Source organism: Kribbella sp. VKM Ac-2571 (assembly GCF_004362255.1).
Lineage (GTDB): Bacteria > Actinomycetota > Actinomycetes > Propionibacteriales > Kribbellaceae > Kribbella > Kribbella pratensis.
The window spans coordinates 156,723-172,970 of record NZ_SNWS01000008.1; the positions used below are offsets into that span (position 1 = coordinate 156,723).

The following is a 16,248-nucleotide window of genomic DNA, read 5'->3' on the forward strand; positions in this document are numbered from 1 at the left end:
GAGGAATCTCACACCCCTTGATACGGCGCGGCCACCGAAAGTTGCGTACGAACTACCGGGCGAGGGTTGAGTAGGCCGCGACGAGGGTGGCGGCGTCGTGTTCCCAGTTGAGTTCTGCGGCGGCTGCGCGGACTCCGTCGGTGTACGTCGTGTAGTTGTCGATCACCGTGCGGACCGCCATCGCCAGCGAGTGCGCGTTGCCGGGCTCGTAGAGGCCGCCGAGTTTGTACTGCGTGACGACTGCCCGCAGCTCGGGCAGGTCGGCCGCGACGACCGGGACGCCGGCCCGGACCGCGTGGAAGAGTTTGTTCGGCAGCGCGAGGCGATGGTTCTCGCAGGTGTTGGTCAGGGTGACGAGCGAGATGCCGTACGCGCGCAGCGTGTCGTCGACCTCGTCGATGGACCGTTCCGCGACGGTCTCCACCGGCCCCAGATCCAAGCGATAGTTGGGATCCACCGACCCCATCAGCACCGTCCGGAACGGCGCCAGCTCACGAGCCGCGGCAACCACAGTCGGCAGATCACGCCCCGCTCCGACGCGTCCGGCGTACAGCAAGCCCTCGGGCTGCGAAGGTGCCGGCGGTACGTCGTCCGCACGCGGGAAGGTGTTCCGTACGACGCGCACATCGGTCAACCCACGCGACCGCAGCCGCGCCGCGATCCCGTCCGACACCGTGAAGACGACCCGGGCCTTGGACGCCAGCGCCACCTCGTACCGCCGCCCGCGCGCCCGCCACAACGGCGTCGGCCGCCCCGGCAGCGCCCGATCGAACCACAGCTCGTGGCTGTCGTACACAAGCGAGGCTGACCATGAAGCGGCGTACTCCGCGGCGAGCTCCAACGTGTTGAAGTCGTGCGCATGCACAACATCGACCGGACCTGCCGCAGCCACTCGCGGGGCCGCGGCGATCCGCCACTGCTTCTCGGTGCGGTTCCGGTGCTCGGGCAGCAACAGCCACCGCCCGAACCGCTTCGCCAGCACCTTGGGCCCGGAATGCCCGTGCCCGACCGTCAGCCCGCCGTTCCCGGCCCGCAGACCGGAAGAGCGGGAGACCGACTCCACCGTGATCCCAGGCCCCACTTCGAAGCCTTCAGGGACGTCCCGGCCGATCACATGCACCGTGTGACCGGCCGCGACGAGCGCCGTCGCCTCCCGCAGGATCCGCGAGTCCCCAGCGATCGGGGACTGCGCGATCATCAGAATCCGCACTTAATCGCTCTCGTCCTCGGACACCAGTTCGTTGTTGAGGAACGGCAGCAGTTCCGCGACCGACTTCCGCCCGTCGTGCAGGTCACGCACGAACGACGGTCCCGCGTCGGCGATCTTGCGGGCCGTGTCGCGCTCGGCGACCAGCCGCTCGATCACCTCCGCCAGGTCGTCCGGGTTCGCCTCGGCGATCGGCAGGTCGGTCGGCAGCAGGTCCCGGACCGGGTCCGCGATGTGCCCGACGGTGACCCGGCCGGCCGCCATCGCCTCGCAGGCGAACACGCCGTACGAACCGAGCAGCAGCTGGTCGACCACGATGTCGGCGCTCTTCACCATCTCGGCGAGCTCCGCGTGCGGCACGCCCTGGACCCGGTTGTACTTGATCAGGCCGCGCGCATCCAGGTCCGTCAGCACAGGGTCGACGTACGCCGAACCCTTCAGAGCGGAGGCCGACGGCGCGTGCAGCACCACCGGGACCTCCCGCTCGAGCACCGGCTGCGTCGACACGAAGCTGTCGACGTCGACCGCGAGCGGCAACCAGATGCCGTTGTCGACGAACTCCAGCAGGTCCGGCGTGGTGACGAAGACCGGTCCCTTGTAGCCCTCGAGGTGGTGGCGCATCAGGTTGTTCGCGGCCTGCAGGCGCACCGTCAGCTCGTCGTCCGGGTTGCGGAACGGCGAGTACCGGTACCGCTCGCGGTGCATCGCGGGATCGCGGATCTCCGACCCGTGGAACACCAGACCGTGCTTGATCCCGGCCTGGTCCAGCATCGGTACGTCGGTCGTCCACATCTGCCCGCGCTGCTGGCCGAACATCGGCCGGCCCGCCTCGAACAGCACGTGGGTGACCTCACGCAACGCGTACGCCGTCAGCTCCAGCTGCCAGCGCAGATCGGAGCGGTACTGGCGGTACGTGCCTGTGCGGTGCACGCGGAAGTCGAACGCGCCACTGCCCGTGGTGAGCGACTCCGCCTTGACGTCCGGCACCTCACGCTCGAGCGCGGTCGCCCACAACCACGCCTGACCGGCGCTGTTGACCGGCCCCAGCAGCAGGTGTCGCCCGGTCTTGCGCGCCTTGCCGCCCGGCCGCGTGACGTCGAGCTGCTGCCCGGTGAGATCGCTGTACAGCTCACGGAGCTTGGTCGCCTGCCCGGCCCAGGACACCTCTTGCTGGTACGCCGGATCCGCAACCCGCTCGCGGTAGCTGTCCAGGTCGCCGAGCACAGTGCGGACCTTTGACGCCAGGTCATGCGCGTCGGCCGCGGTGAACACCTCGCCGATCTTGGTGCGGTCGACGAACTCCTTCATGCTCGGCATGTCGCTGACCACCACCGGAAGCCCCGCGAACGCGTACTCGAACAGCTTGTTCGGCAGCGCCATCTCGTGGCTCGGGTAGCGCAGGATCGGGATCAGCCCGATGTCGGCGGTCCGCAGGAACGCGACCACCTCGTCCGGCTTCACCGGGTCCAGGCAGTGCAGGCGGTCCTGCACCTCCAGCTGCACTGCCTGCGCCTGCAGCTCACGGACAGCGTCCGTGGCCACGCCAGGCACACACACGACGGCCAGGTGCGCGTCCGGCAGATCCACCAGCGCCTGTACGGCGGTGTGGATCCCACGCGCGCGCGTCACCCCGCCGCTGTAGACGAGCAGCGGTACGTCGGATGCCAGGCCGATCTGGCTGCGAATGTCGGACACCTCGACCGACACGTCAGCAGGGTTCGGCGTGTTCATCACCACGGTCGGCTCGTGGCGCAGCTTGTGCTCGCGCTGCAACCGGGTCGCGATGGCCGGGCTGACGGTGATCACCCGGTCCGCGTCGCCGATGTACTCACGCTCGTGGTTGGCCCAGGCCGCGATCGAACGCCGGGTACGGGCGCCGTACTGCGAGAGTCCGGCGACGTACTCGTGCGCGTCGTACACGACCTTCAGCGTGCGGCCGCGCAGCTTGGCACGGCCGGCGGCGCGGGTCGCGACCCCGATCACGTGCATGTCGTGCGCGTGCACCACGTCCGGCTCGAGGCGGTCGATCAGATCGCCGAACGCGATCTCGAGGTCCAGGGCCTCCGGGTGCAGCTTGCGCCACGGCGCCGGCCAGGGCAGGCGGTGCAGCACCCCGTCGTACGCCCGCCAGCCGAACTTGAACGGTCCGTCCGCCTTGTTGCCGACGCCCTTGCGGACCCAGGCGGCGCGCTCGGCGGCCTGCCAGCGCGCGCGCCGGAGCAGCCGGGTGGCGACGCCGGCCTTGAACTTGACCGGGTTCCCCTGGCCCGCCTTGGCGCGCGCGATCGCGTGCCCGGAGTCCGCTTTGAGCTCCTTGAGCTCGGCCGCTATCCGCTGGCTGCGCGCCACATAGGTTGCTCGGTACCGGTACCCCACCAGCGGCGGCCGCCAGTTGCGGCGCGCCGTGCGGCTTCGTTTCCGTTCCTCACGCAGTGTGAAAGGCACTGCCACCCGGACGATCAGCGCTCCGTCGAGCATCTCCCTCGACGGCAGACCGCTGGCCGAGACCCCGAGCACAGTCACCTCTGCTCCGGTCTCGGCCAGTGCTGCGGCCTCCTTGCGGACCCGGCTGTCGTTGGTGACGTCGTTGGCGACCATCATCACGACCCGCAGGTCGGCATGTGTCACTGGCTGACCGACCTTCCGATCACAATCCGACGCACGCCCGCCCACTTGGCCGGGTCGGTGCGGTCGCGACCGTCGACGAGCACCTTCACGCCCGGCAGGTCGGCCGGGCTCAGCTGCGCGTACTCCGCGTGGTCGGCCTGCAGCACCGCCGCGTCCACCGGCGCGCCCAGCGTGTACGGCGTGAAGCCGAGACCCTGGAGCTCCTCGTCGGTGTACAGCGGGTCGTGCACGGACACCTCGGCGCCGCGCGCCTTCAACGCCTCGACGGCCGGGAACACCCCGGAGAACGCGGTCTCCTTGACGCCACCGCGGTACGACGCGCCGAGTACGACGACCTTGGCGCCCTTGAGGTCACCGAAGGCGCCCTCGAGCAGACCGATGGTGTAGTCGGGCATGCCGGCGTTCGCCTCGCGGGCGGCCCGGACGACGGTGGCGTCCGGGTCGGTGTACAGGTACAGCCGCGGGTAGACCGGGATGCAGTGGCCGCCGACCGCGATACCCGGCCGGTGGATGTGGCTGTACGGCTGCGAGTTCGACGCCTCGATGACGGCGTGGACGTCGATGCCGTTCTGGCCGGCGAACCGGGCGAACTGGTTCGCCAGGCCGATGTTCACGTCGCGGTAGGTGGTCTCGGCCAGCTTCGCCAGCTCGGCCGCCTCCGCGGAGCCCAGGTCCCAGACGCCGTTCGGGCGGTCCAGGTCCGGGCGCTCGTCGAAGTCCAGCACGGCCTCGTAGAACGCGGTGGCGCGCTTCGCGCCCTCCTCGGACAGGCCGCCGACCAGCTTCGGGTACTTGCGCAGGTCCGCGAAGACGCGGCCGGTGAGCACCCGCTCCGGCGAGAACACCAGGTGGAAGTCGGTGCCCTCGGTCAGGCCGGAGATCTCCTCCAGCATCGGCTTCCACCGGTTCCGGGTGGTGCCGACCGGGAGCGTGGTCTCGTAGCTGACCAGCGTGCCGGGCGTCAGGTGCTCGGCCAGGGAACGGGTCGCGTTCTCCATCCAGCCGAACTCGGGCTGACCGGTCTGCTCGTCCACGAACAGCGGCACGACCACGACGACCGCGTCGCTGTTCGGGATCGCGTCCGCGTAGTCCGTGGTCGCCCGCAGGCGGCCGTCGGCCACGGTCTCGGCGAGCAGCTCCTGCAGGTGGGCCTCACCCGGGAACGGCTCCTGGCCGGCGTTCACCAGCTCGACGAACTTCTCGTTGATGTCGACGCCGACGACCTGATGGCCCTTGGCCGCGAACTGGACCGCCAACGGCAGTCCGATCTTGCCTAAGGCAACAACACTGACACGCACAGGAACTCCACTAGGTAGTGATTCTTCATCGGGGGCCTCGGAGCTTCCGTTCCAGCGGGTGCTCGACGAACTTGTAGAGCAGCCACGAGGCGAAGATCGAGATGACCAGGACACCGGCGTACCAGGTCAGGTTGGACCAGCCGATCGGGCCGGCGACACCGTGGTACTCCTTGATCGCGTACAGGATCGTGGCGTGCACCAGGTAGAAGGCGTACGACCACTGGCCCAGCGCCACCATTGGCTTGCTGCGCAGCACCGACCGGCCGCCGCGGGTGTCGCGGGCGGCGACCGCGAGGATCAGGAAGCCGTACAGGAACGTGAGGACTTCCTTCTGGCACAGCCCCATCGTGACCGCGCCGGGGACCTCGGTCGGGTGCGAGCCGGAGTACCAGAGCAGGTACAGCCCGCCGCCGGTGACCAGGAACGCGAACCACACCGGGATCCGCGGCTTCCAGCCGGACCGCAGCGAGATCGCCAGGCCGATACCGAACAGGAACGCCACCGAGTGCAGCACCGGCTGCGGCAGCACCGGTACGTCGGCCTTGTAGTGGAACAGCGCCAGGCGGTACGCCCCGCCGAGCACGAGCACCGAGACGCACAGGATCAGGCCGCCGGCCGTCTTCAGCCGCTGCGTGGCCCGCCAGACGAACGGGAAGTACGCGTAGAAGAACGCCTCGACCGACAGCGTCCAGCCCGCCGGGTTACCGCCGTACAGGACGGTCGCGTTGTTCGACCAGCCCTGCACCAGGAACGCCGACGCCAGCAGCACGCCGTACGAGACCGGCTTGATCCAGGACATCCCGGCCGGCGGCTCGAAGCGGTAGAAGACGAAGATCGCCGCGATCAGCGTGAGGAAGTACAGCGGGAAGATCCGCGCGAACCGGCGCCGGTAGAACGTCCGGATCTTCGTCCCCGGCTGCGCCGACCAGGTCAGCACGAAACCGGACAGCACGAAGAAGAACGTGACGCCGGAGGTGCCGTACTTCAGGAAGTCGAACACCGGCAGCGGCGCCAGGTTGGTCATGTGGTGGCAGAACACGAAGAAGGCCGCCCACCAGCGCAAACCGGTGAGCGACTCGACTCGTGGCAGCCTCTTGCCGGGGCTGCGCGGCGGTGCGCCGGACTCCCCCGGGAAGGCACTGACCGGCGCGCCGGGAGGCGGAGTCGACGCATCCGCCGACCCCTGGGCTTCCTGGGTCGGCTGCGTCTGGTTCTCTTCGGCGGCCTTCGTCATGTGGTTACTCCGCGAGAGTGGAAACGACACGCTCTGCAGCGTGGCCGTCGCCGTACGGCATCGGGCGGTCCCCCGTGGGCGTCGGCCGGGCAGCCAACTCGGGAAGCTTACTCACGTCGGATGTCAACACGTTCCATCCGTCGTCCAGCGTCTCGACCCATTCGGTCTCGGTGCGCAGCGTGGTGCACACCCGGCCGAGCAGGAAGGCCTCCTTCTGGAGACCGCCGGAGTCGGTCACGACGCCTGCCGAACCGAGGACGGCCGCGACCATCTCCGGGTACGCCAGCGGCTCCCGGACGTGCAGCGAACCGTCCGGACGCTCCAGCTTGATGCCGTGCTCCGCGCACTTCGCGACGAGCCGCGGGTGGGCCAGTAGCAGGACCGGCGTACCGGCCGCGCCGAGACCGTCGACGATCGCGGCCAGCCGCTCCGGGTCGTCGGTGTTCTCGGCCCGGTGGATGGTGGAGACGACGTACTCACCGCGCTTGAACGGCAGGTCGAGGTCGTTGTCCTTGACCGCGTCGCGGACCCGGAAGCACACGTCGGTCATCACGTCGCCGACCAGCCGCGACCTGTCCTTCAGACCCTCGTTCGCCAGGTGGTCCATCGCCACCTGGGTCGGGGCCAGCAGCAGGTCCGCCGCGTGGTCGGTGAGTACCCGGTTGTGCTCCTCCGGCATCAGCCGGTTGAACGAACGCAGCCCGGCCTCGAGGTGCGCCACCGGCAGGTGCATCTTCACCGCGGACAGCGTGCCGGCGAGCGTCGAGTTGGTGTCGCCGTACACCAGCACCCAGTCCGGCTTGTGCTCGTCCAGTACGGCGTCCATCGCGGCCAGCATCGCGCCGGTCTGGACACCGTGGCTGCCGGACCCGACGCCCAGGTGGACGTCCGGGGCCGGGATCCGCAGGTCGGCGAAGAACACGTCGGACATGTTCTTGTCGTAGTGCTGCCCGGTGTGCACGATCACGTGCTGGTGCTCGGTAGCGGCAAAAGCCTCCGCCACCGGCGCCAGCTTCACGAACTGCGGGCGCGCCCCGACAACGCTCAGAACCTTCATGGCTACTGGGACTCCCCCGCCACCTTGACGGTTCGGTCCTCGGACGCCGACTGCAGAACGGCCTCCGCCACCTTCACGGTCTGCAGACCCTGCTGCAGCGTGACGATGTCCGCCTCCTTGCCGAGCACCGCGTCGCGGAACGCCTCGTGCTCGGTGCGCAGCGGCTCCGGCTTGCTGATCGCGTAGCGGATCATGTCGCCCTCGCTGACACCGCGGAAGTGCGCGACGTCGTCCCACGCGGTCGCGACCGTGCCGTTGGAGTGGAAGGTCAGGTCGGCCAGCAGGGTGTCGGCGATGAACGCGCCCTTCTCACCGGTGACGACGGTGAGCCGCTCCTTCATCGGGGACAGCCAGTTGACCAGGTGGCTGGTGACGGTGCCGTCGGCAAGCTTGCCGGTCACCGCGATCAGGTCCTCGAACTGCCGGCCCGACTTGTGCGCGCTCTGCGCGGACACCGAGACGAACGGCGACTGGGTCACCCAGGCGGTCAGGTCGATGTCGTGGGTGGCCAGGTCGAGCACCACGCCGACATCGGCGATCCGGGACGGGAACGGGCCCTGACGGCGGGTGGTGATCTGGTAGATGTCGCCCAGCTCGCCGGCCTCCAGCCGCACCCGCAGCGCCTGCAGCGCCGGGTTGTACCGCTCGATGTGGCCGACCGCGCCGACCAGACCGGCCGCCTCGAACGCCTTCGCGATCTCGGTCGCCTCGGCCGAGGAGCCGGCCAGCGGCTTCTCGATCATCGCGTGCACGCCGGCCTCGGCCAGCGCCTTCGCGATCTCGGCGTGGTACTGCGTCGGCACCGCGACCATGCAGTAGTCGAGCTTCTCGGCGATCAGCTGCTCGATGTTCTCGTGCACCGGACGACCGCCGGCGACGCCGAACTTGTCACCACCCGGGTCGGCGACCGCGACCAGGTCGACGCCCTCGAGGGACGCCAGGACCCGGGCGTGGTGCCGGCCCATCATGCCCAGGCCGATCAGGCCCGCACGCAGGTTCGCCATCTCACGCACCCGCCTTCGCCACGGTGTTCACCGCGGCCACGATCCGGTTCAGGTCTTCCTCGGACAGCGAGGGGTGGACCGGCAGCGAGAGCACCTCGGCCGCGGCCTTCTCGGTCTCCGGCAGGTCCAGCTCGCGCTGGAACGAGGGGAGCCGGTGGTTCGGGATCGGGTAGTACACGCCGCAGCCGACGCCGTACTCGGTCCGCAGCGCGTTCGCGAAACCGTCACGGTCCTCGGTCACGCGGATCGTGTACTGGTGGTACACGTGGGTCGCCTCGTCGGCGACGGCGGGAACGGCGACACCCTGCAGGTTCGCGTCCAGGAAGGCCGCGTTCTCCTGCCGCTGCTTGGTCCAGCCGCCGACCTTGGTCAGCTGCACGCGGCCGATGGCGGCGTGCAGGTCGGTCATCCGGTTGTTCAGGCCGACGACCTCGTTCTCGTACTGCTTGAGCATGCCCTGGTTGCGGTACAGCCGCATCCGGCGCTCGAGGTCGGCGTTCGCGACCGAGTTCATGCCGCCCTCACCGGACGTCATGTTCTTGGTCGGGTAGAGGCTGAACATCGCGAACTCACCGAACGTACCGACCGGCGCGCCGTTCCAGGTGGCGCCGTGAGCCTGCGCGGCGTCCTCGTAGATCTGGATGCCGTGCTTGTCGGCGATCGCCTGCAGCGCGGTGATGTTGGCCGGGTGACCGAACAGGTGCACCGGCATGACGGCCTTGGTCTTCTCGGTGATCGCGGACTCGACCGCGGCCGGATCCAGGCAGAAGTACGTCGGCTCGATGTCGACGAACACCGGGGTGGCACCGGTCAGCGCGACGCTGTTCGCGGTCGCGGCGAAGGTGAAGGACGGGACGATGACCTCGTCGCCCGGTCCGACGCCCGCGGCCAGCAGGCCGAGGTGGAGACCCGACGTGCCCGAGTTCGTCGCGACGCACGCCCGGCCGGAGACCAGCGCTGCGCCGAACTCCTGCTCGAACGCCGCCACCTCAGGACCCTGGGCGAGCATGCCGGACTGCATGACACGGTCGACAGCCTCGCGCTCCTCCTTCCCGATGATCGGCTTCGCGGCCGGAATCGGCTGCACCATCAGTTCTCCTCCATTGCTTCACCGGCCGGCCGCAGCCGTCCGTCGGTTTCGATGTACATCTCGCCCGTGTTCGGGCACTTCCACTCGCCGTCCCCGACGGAGAGCAGCGGAACCCCGGCCTTGCCGACCCACTTGAGCCGGCGTGCCGGGACCCCGGCGACCAGCGCGAAGTCTGGCACGTCCTTGGTCACCACCGCACCCGCGGCGACGGTCGCCCAGCGGCCGATCGTGACCGGGGCCACGCACACGCTGCGCGCACCGAGCGAGCAGCCTTCCTTCATCGTCACCCCGACCGGTTCCCAGTCGTGCCCGCTCTTCGGCGTACCGTCCGGGTTCACCGCGCGCGGGAAGTAGTCGTTGGTGAGCACCACCGCCGGGCCGATGAACACGCCGTCCTCGAGGGAGGCGGGCTCGTACACCAGCGCGTAGTTCTGGATCTTGCAGTTGTCGCCCATCCGGACCCCGGTCCCGACGTAGGCACCGCGGCCGACGATGCAGTTCTTGCCGAGGACCGCGTTCTCGCGGATCTGGGCCAGGTGCCAGACCGACGAACCGTCGCCGATCTGGGCGCTGTCGTCGACGTCGGCGGAAGGCGCGATGCGGGACGTCACAGGGTCTCCTTCGAAATGAGCCAGCTTCTCAGTACTTCGGCCGAGCGGCGTCCGTCGTGCAGCTCCGCCACGAAACCGGGGCCGGCGGCCGCCCGCTCGGCGGCGGCGTCACGATCCGCGATCAGGCCCGCGACGACATCACCCAGGGTGTCGGGATCCGCCTCCACGATCGGCACCTCTCGCCCGGCCAGACTACGCACCTGGTGGCGCACCGCGTCACCGACGTACGAAACCACGATCCGCCCGGCGGCGAGCGCTTCGGCGGCTGCCACGCCGTACAAGCCGATCCGGAGTTGATCGACAACGATGTCGGCATCGCCGATGACGCTTGCCATCTGCTCGTGCGGTACGCCGGTGATCCGCCGGTACTCGACCACGCCGCTGTCGTGCAGTCCGGTCAGCACCGCGTCGATCTCTTCGGTGCCCTTGAGTTTCGCGTTCGAGGGAACATGCGCGACGACCGGCTTCGCGCCGGAGAACAACGGCCGCGCGGCCTGCTGCCACGGCGCCGGGTCGATCGCGACCGGCAGCCACTGGGCGTTCGGTACGTCGTCCAGCAGGTCGACCGTGGACACGAAAACCGGGAGCTGCAGCGACGCGACCAGCTCGGCATGCCGGCGGGCCTGCGACTCGAGGCGGTCGGTCAGCTCGTCACCAGGGGTGAACGGCGACCAGCGCTCGCGCTTCGCGTGCCGGCTGGGCAGGCGGATGTCGGAGCCGTGGAAGAGCAGACTCACGTTGATGCCCTTGGCGAGCATCGTCTCGATGTCGGCGGAGGCGTCCGAGAAGCCGCGGGCACCGAAGATCGGGCGCAGCGACTCGACCATCACATGCGTGTAGTTCTCGACGACGTACTGCTGCTGGGCGCGCTGCCAGCGCGGCTGGCCGAACCACGCGAGCGGTACGCCGTAGTCGTCGGCGAACTGGAACTGGCCCTTGCGGTGCAGGGAGAACGCGACGGCGTCGACGTCCGGCAGGGTCTTGGCGGCCTGTGCCCAGGCGTGTCCCTGACCGGCGGAGTTGGTCGGTCCGACCAGCATCCGCACCGGCGTCGTCGCTGCCGGCGGAAACGCCGGCAGTTGCGCGTACGAGTACCGCAAGCCCCGCAGGCGCCGCCGGACCGCTCCTGCGGTCCGGGCCAACGGCGCAGGCAGGTGCTCGCGGATCGTCATCGTCGCTGTGTCACCCATTACGTAGAAGGGACCTTCATCATGTCGAGTTCCCGGCGGGCCGCCGGCAGACCGAGCACGACCGGGGTGCTGGCCTTGCGCTGACCGAGGTTCCAGCCGGCCCAGATAGCGCCGGCGTCGAGCGCGATCACGACGTCGGCCCGGTCGATGGTCTCCAGTACGTCGCGACGGCTGAGCACCCGCTCCCAGTACGTCTTGCCGAGATCGCTGGTCGCCCGCTGGCCGCGCAGGAACTTCACCGGCGCCGACGTCTTGATTGCCTTAGGCAACATCCGGCCGGCCGTCTTGCGAGCCTTGCGTGCCCGCCACTCGACTGCCTTTACAACCCGCTTCGCCCCAGTCGGCCGCGGCTTCGCCGCGGCAGCCGGAGTAGAAGAGGCGGCACCGGCGGTCGACGCGGCTGCGCCCGCGGTGGGTGCGGGGCCCGCGGCGGCCACGTCTGCGGCCGCCGGGGCGACCTTGGCCTCGTCGTCGACGACGGTCTCGGGATCTGCAACCGCCTCGGGGGCGATGACGGCGTCCTGGGCCTCGTCCGTCGGCTTCGTGGCCGGCTCCGGCTCGGGCTCCACGACCGGCGCGGCCGGCATGCGGCCCGGGCCGATCAGTGTGAAGCTGTTGACCTTGTCGGCCACCCAGGCGGACGGAGCCACCCAACCGACGACGTCGATGGTGATGTTCTGGTCGCCGAGATCCTCACGGACCTGGTCGAAGTACGTCGGCGGCAGCTTGCGGGTCGACAGCAGTACGACGTTGCTCATGCCGCCACCCCCTTCACGCTCGCGGCCAGCGACTCGATCCGCGGATCCAGCTGCAGGTCCCGCCGGTACGACGCACCGAACTCGCGGGCCTTCGCCCGGATCCCCTCGTCGGCGGTGCGGGCCGCGTGCGCCGCCTCGATCAGCGCAGCCGCGATCGCCTCCGGTGTCACGTCCGCGACCGGGAACCACAACGGATGCCCACGCAGTACGTCGGACGCCGCGTTCTCCGGGTCGTGCACCGACACGATCGGCAAGCCGGTGGCGAGGTACTCGAACACCTTGCCGCTCGTCACGTACCGGCCCTTGCCCAGCATCAGCAGCTGCGCGTCGAACTCGTCGTACGCCTTGGCGATCTCCGCCTTGCCGACCGGGCCCTCGTAGCTGACCCCGTCCTCTCCTGCGGCGTTGATCGTCGCGAGCATGTCCGCCCGCGGCTGCGCGTAGTACCCGAGGTAGCCGTAGATCTTCGCCTTCGCGCCGGCGAGCTCCTCGGACTGCTCCTTGGCGAGCTGCCAGCCCTTGACGAAGTCCGCGAGCGGCACCTTCGGCGACACCGTTCCGACGTACCCGAAGACCAGCGGCCGGTCGGTGACCGCGCCCCGGTCCTGCGTGTCCGGCACCAGGTCGGGGTCGAAGCCGTTGGCGACGGTGTGCATCTTGCCGGCCTGCGCCGGGTAGAGCTTCTCGTGCCAGTCCTTGATCGGGTCGTTCACGAACCAGACCTCGCGAGCGGACTCGACGAGCTTCTTCTCCCACTTGGCGGCGCGGCTGTTCGGCTCGTGCAGCCGGTCACCGGTGAACACGTCCAGCAGCCACGCGTCGCGGTAGTCCATGACGTACGGCACCTGGAACTTCTTGTGCAGGTGGTACGCCGCGGTGAACGCGACGTGCGGGTTGGCGGTGGCGACCGTCAGGTCGACCTTGTTCGCCTGGTGGATGCGCTCGGCGGCCTTCTCGATCACCGAACGCCACGGCCCGTAGCCGCTCTCCGGGAACGGGATCTGGTCCTGCTTCGTGCGCCACTTGGCCCAGAGCTTCGGGTTCGACGCCCGGCGCTTGGACCAGCGGCGCAGGTCGGCTTCGAGAATCGGCCACTCGAACGGGACCCGGACGACCTCGACGGACTCATCGACCCGCTCCTCGAGGGTCAGGTCCGCACCGGTGAACCGGAAGAACGTGTCGCGGTCGGCCGTCAGCACGGTCACCTTCCAGCCGAGCGCGGCGAACCGGTTGGCCGTGGCCAGGGCCCGGTAGACACCGCCGCCACGGCAGGGCGGGAAGCCCCAGGCGACGTACAACAGGTGTGGGCGGGCGGTCATGCACGTCCTTTCGGGGAAGCAGAGTCTCTTAAAAGATTGAGAATCGCGTCGGCCAGATCGTCGTACGGCGTGTTCGCGGGCAGATGGTCCGCCGCCCACTGCAGCGCGTGGTCGCGCAGCTTCTCCAGCTCACCGGGGTCCGCGGACCAGCGCCGCAGGATCTCGGACGCCTCCGCCACCGTGTCCACCAGGACTCCGCCACCGGACTCCTCGATCACCTTCGTCTGCCGGGGCAGGCGGGTGGAGAGCACGGGAAGACCGCTGGCGAGGTACTCGTAGATCTTGGACGGCATCGCTTCCACGAACGCCGGGGTCGGCTGCAGCATGGCCAGGCTCGCCCAAGCTCCCTTGGTGAGCTGCCACGCGTCCGCCGGTGGCTGGCGGCCGTGCAGCCGGACCCGACCGCTCAGGTCGGGCCGGGCGACCCGGGCCTCCAGTTCGTCCCGGTCCGACGGTGCGACCGGTCCGATCAGGTCGAGAGACCAGTCCGGCGCCGCGGCGACGGTCTCGACCATGTCGAACAGGCCGCGGCTCCTGCGCAGGTCCCCGACGTACACGGCACGCGGTGCGCCGGTCGGCGGGGAGGGGGCCAGGAAGCCGCGGTTGGGAAGGTTCTGCACCACGATTCGGTGCTTGGCCTGGTGCGGTGCGAGGTGCGAGTCGGCGACCACGGTGAGGTCGGCGCCCGCGGCCAGCTTCGACCCGGCGCGCACGATCAGCCGGGCCGGCAGACCCGCCGGACCCTGCGCCCACGCGCGATCGGCGAGCAGCCGCTCGTAGTCCTCGTGCACGTCGACCACGAACTTGCGTCGCCGCAGCGCGGTGACGAGCCGGGTGACCGGGATCATGTCCGGGTCGACCGTCATGACCACCTTGGCGTTGGTCCGCCACGGCAGTACGGCGGTGCGAGCCAGCCGCTGCACCAGGTTCCCGCGCGGACCGGCGTGCACCATCGCACCCGCCGGCCCACCGTCGGCGTCGCCGAGGCCCCACAGCTCGACCGACAGACCACGCTGTTGCAGGGCAGCGGTGATCTTGTGCAGGCGCGCATCGGCCACGTCGTGGCCGGTCGTGATGATCCCCACGTCCGGCGCGGTGCTGCGTGACATCGGTCAGAGGTCCTCGAGTGAGACAGATTCTGCTTCGCCGACCTGCAGGAACTTCGTGTACGCCTGGATGACCTCGTTCGGCTCGCCGCGCATCATCAGCTTGCCCTTGTGCAACCAGATGCAGTCGTTGCACAGCTCGCGGACGCTGCTCATCGCGTGGCTGACCAGGAACATCGTCCGGCTGTTGGTGACCAGCTCCGACATCTTGGCCGCGGCCTTGGTCTTGAACGACGCGTCACCGGCGGACAGCGCCTCGTCGATCAGCAGGATGTCGGGGTCCATGTGCACCGCGACGGAGAACGCCAGCCGGCTGAACATGCCGGACGAGTACGTCCGCATCGGCATCTCCATGAAGTCACCGAGCTCGGCGAACTCCGCGATCTCCTCGTACCGGGCCTCGATCTCCTTGCGACTCAGACCCGCCGCGAGTCCACCGAGGACCACGTTCTCCTTGCCGGACAGGGCGGCGTTGAAGCCGACGCCCAGCGACAGCAGCGTGGAGACCCGGCCGTGCACCTCGATCCGGCCCGTGGTCGGCGGCAGGATGCCGGCGACCGCGCGCATCAGCGTCGACTTGCCGGCGCCGTTCGCGCCGATGATGCCGATCGTGGTGCCGTGGTTGACGTCGAACGAGACGTTCTGGACGGCCTTGACCTCCCGGACCGCCCGCTCGCCGCGACCGAAACGCACCAGGGCGCTCTTGAAGGTCGGCACCCGCTCGAACGTGGTCCGGTAGGTGATGGACACGTCCTGCACCTTGACGGCCGGAATGTCCGAAGGGCTCTTCTGCATCGGCTTCTTCTCAGTGTCAGAGACGGACAACGAACTCACGCTCCCTCGACATGAAGAACAGCGAGCCGATCACGAAGGCGACGACCGCCCAGAACCCACCGCCGGCCCACATCTGCCATTTCGGGATGTCGCCGCGCACCAGCAGGTCCGCCCAGCCGCCGATCAGCGGGTAGAGCGGGTTGTACTGGATGAAGCCCTTGAACTTGGCCGGAGCCTGCTCGGCGAACCACAGCACCGGCGACAGGTACAGCCAGATCCGCACGAAGTACGGCAGGAAGCTGGTCGTGTCGCGGAAGTACACCTGCAGGGCGGCGAAGATCATGCCCATGCCGGCGGCGAACACCGTCAGCATGATCAGGAACGCCGGCGCCAGCAGCATCGCCCAGTGCAGGGGCTGCCGCATCGCCAGGTGGATGACCAGATAGACCACCAAGGTCGGCAGGAAGCGGAAGAACGCGGTCCGCACCGCCGACAGCGGCAGCAACATCCGCGGGAACGACTGGTTCATCAGCAGCTTGCCGCCGCCGACGACGCTGGCCGCGCCCGCTGTCATCGCACCGGAGAAGTAGTAGAAAGCGAAGAGGCCGCCGCACATGTGCGCGAACCGCTCGCCGGCGTCGATCTTGGAACTCCCACCGGCGATGATGTCGACCAGTAGGTAGTAGACCGCTGCCAGCAGCAGTGGGTTCAGCACCAGCCACACCTGGCCGAAGAAGGTGTTCGTGTTCGCGGCCCGGATGTTGGTCCGGGACATCTCCGCTGCGAACTCCCGCCGCTGCCACAGCGCCTTGAAGTACGGGCGCAGTGCCGGCAGACCGACCTTGTGTGGTTCGTACACGTGCACCGACGGGTTGAACTCCTCGTCGACGCTAGTCGCGTTCATTCAGGCGATGCCTCTCTCTGCCGGAAAGTTGGATCCACGATGGCCGATCACCTGGGTTTCGGCGGTAG

General features: G+C 69.2%; 14 protein-coding genes. All 14 read right to left on the reverse strand.

Annotated features, from left to right (window positions below):
* Nucleotides 1-52: 52 nt before the first annotated feature.
* Genes EV651_RS19180 through EV651_RS19245 form a run of 14 tightly spaced genes read right to left on the reverse strand, consistent with a single transcriptional unit; the run spans nucleotide 53 to nucleotide 16,180 of the window.
* Entirely contained in the window at nucleotides 53-1,210 is a 1,158-nt protein-coding gene (locus EV651_RS19180; protein WP_133786564.1) for a glycosyltransferase, read from the reverse strand.
* Nucleotides 1,211-3,835, reverse strand: coding sequence for a glycosyltransferase (locus EV651_RS19185; protein ID WP_133786565.1), 2,625 nt, complete (start codon nucleotides 3,833-3,835; stop codon nucleotides 1,211-1,213).
* Nucleotides 3,832-5,133: a nucleotide sugar dehydrogenase gene (locus tag EV651_RS19190; protein WP_133786566.1), complete on the reverse strand. Its 1,302-nt coding sequence runs from the start codon at nucleotides 5,131-5,133 to the stop codon at nucleotides 3,832-3,834. The genes EV651_RS19185 and EV651_RS19190 overlap by 4 nt, the downstream gene beginning before the upstream one ends.
* Nucleotides 5,134-5,158: 25 nt before the next feature.
* A complete protein-coding gene (locus tag EV651_RS19195; protein ID WP_133786567.1) occupies nucleotides 5,159-6,367 on the reverse strand; it encodes an acyltransferase in 1,209 nt (402 codons plus the stop codon).
* Nucleotides 6,368-6,371: 4 nt separating this feature from the next.
* Nucleotides 6,372-7,424: a non-hydrolyzing UDP-N-acetylglucosamine 2-epimerase gene (gene wecB, locus EV651_RS19200; RefSeq protein ID WP_133786568.1), complete on the reverse strand. Its 1,053-nt coding sequence runs from the start codon at nucleotides 7,422-7,424 to the stop codon at nucleotides 6,372-6,374.
* Nucleotides 7,425-7,426: 2 nt separating this feature from the next.
* On the reverse strand, nucleotides 7,427-8,428 hold the full coding sequence (locus EV651_RS19205) for a Gfo/Idh/MocA family protein (protein ID WP_133786569.1): 1,002 nt from the start codon (nucleotides 8,426-8,428) through the stop codon (nucleotides 7,427-7,429).
* 1 nt (nucleotide 8,429) lies between these two features.
* Nucleotides 8,430-9,521: a DegT/DnrJ/EryC1/StrS aminotransferase family protein gene (locus EV651_RS19210; protein ID WP_202870413.1), complete on the reverse strand. Its 1,092-nt coding sequence runs from the start codon at nucleotides 9,519-9,521 to the stop codon at nucleotides 8,430-8,432.
* Nucleotides 9,518-10,129: an acyltransferase gene (locus EV651_RS19215; RefSeq protein ID WP_133786571.1), complete on the reverse strand. Its 612-nt coding sequence runs from the start codon at nucleotides 10,127-10,129 to the stop codon at nucleotides 9,518-9,520. Before EV651_RS19215 ends, EV651_RS19210 begins: the two co-directional genes overlap by 4 nt.
* The gene (locus EV651_RS19220; protein WP_133786572.1) at nucleotides 10,126-11,319 is read right to left on the reverse strand and encodes a hypothetical protein; all 1,194 of its coding nucleotides are present in this window, start codon (nucleotides 11,317-11,319) and stop codon (nucleotides 10,126-10,128) included. Before EV651_RS19220 ends, EV651_RS19215 begins: the two co-directional genes overlap by 4 nt.
* Entirely contained in the window at nucleotides 11,319-12,077 is a 759-nt protein-coding gene (locus tag EV651_RS19225) for a hypothetical protein (RefSeq protein ID WP_133786573.1), read from the reverse strand. The genes EV651_RS19220 and EV651_RS19225 overlap by 1 nt, the downstream gene beginning before the upstream one ends.
* Entirely contained in the window at nucleotides 12,074-13,396 is a 1,323-nt protein-coding gene (locus EV651_RS19230) for a glycosyltransferase (RefSeq protein ID WP_238157062.1), read from the reverse strand. The genes EV651_RS19225 and EV651_RS19230 overlap by 4 nt, the downstream gene beginning before the upstream one ends.
* Nucleotides 13,393-14,505 (reverse strand): glycosyltransferase, encoded by a 1,113-nt coding sequence (locus EV651_RS19235; RefSeq protein ID WP_133786574.1) that lies wholly within the window; start codon nucleotides 14,503-14,505, stop codon nucleotides 13,393-13,395. The genes EV651_RS19230 and EV651_RS19235 overlap by 4 nt, the downstream gene beginning before the upstream one ends.
* Before the next feature lie 3 nt (nucleotides 14,506-14,508).
* Complete coding sequence (locus EV651_RS19240) at nucleotides 14,509-15,297, reverse strand: ABC transporter ATP-binding protein (RefSeq protein WP_133786575.1); 789 nt, start codon at nucleotides 15,295-15,297, stop codon at nucleotides 14,509-14,511.
* A 16-nt stretch (nucleotides 15,298-15,313) separates the two neighbouring features.
* Nucleotides 15,314-16,180: an ABC transporter permease gene (locus tag EV651_RS19245; protein ID WP_133786576.1), complete on the reverse strand. Its 867-nt coding sequence runs from the start codon at nucleotides 16,178-16,180 to the stop codon at nucleotides 15,314-15,316.
* Between the last annotated feature and the right edge of the window lie 68 nt (nucleotides 16,181-16,248).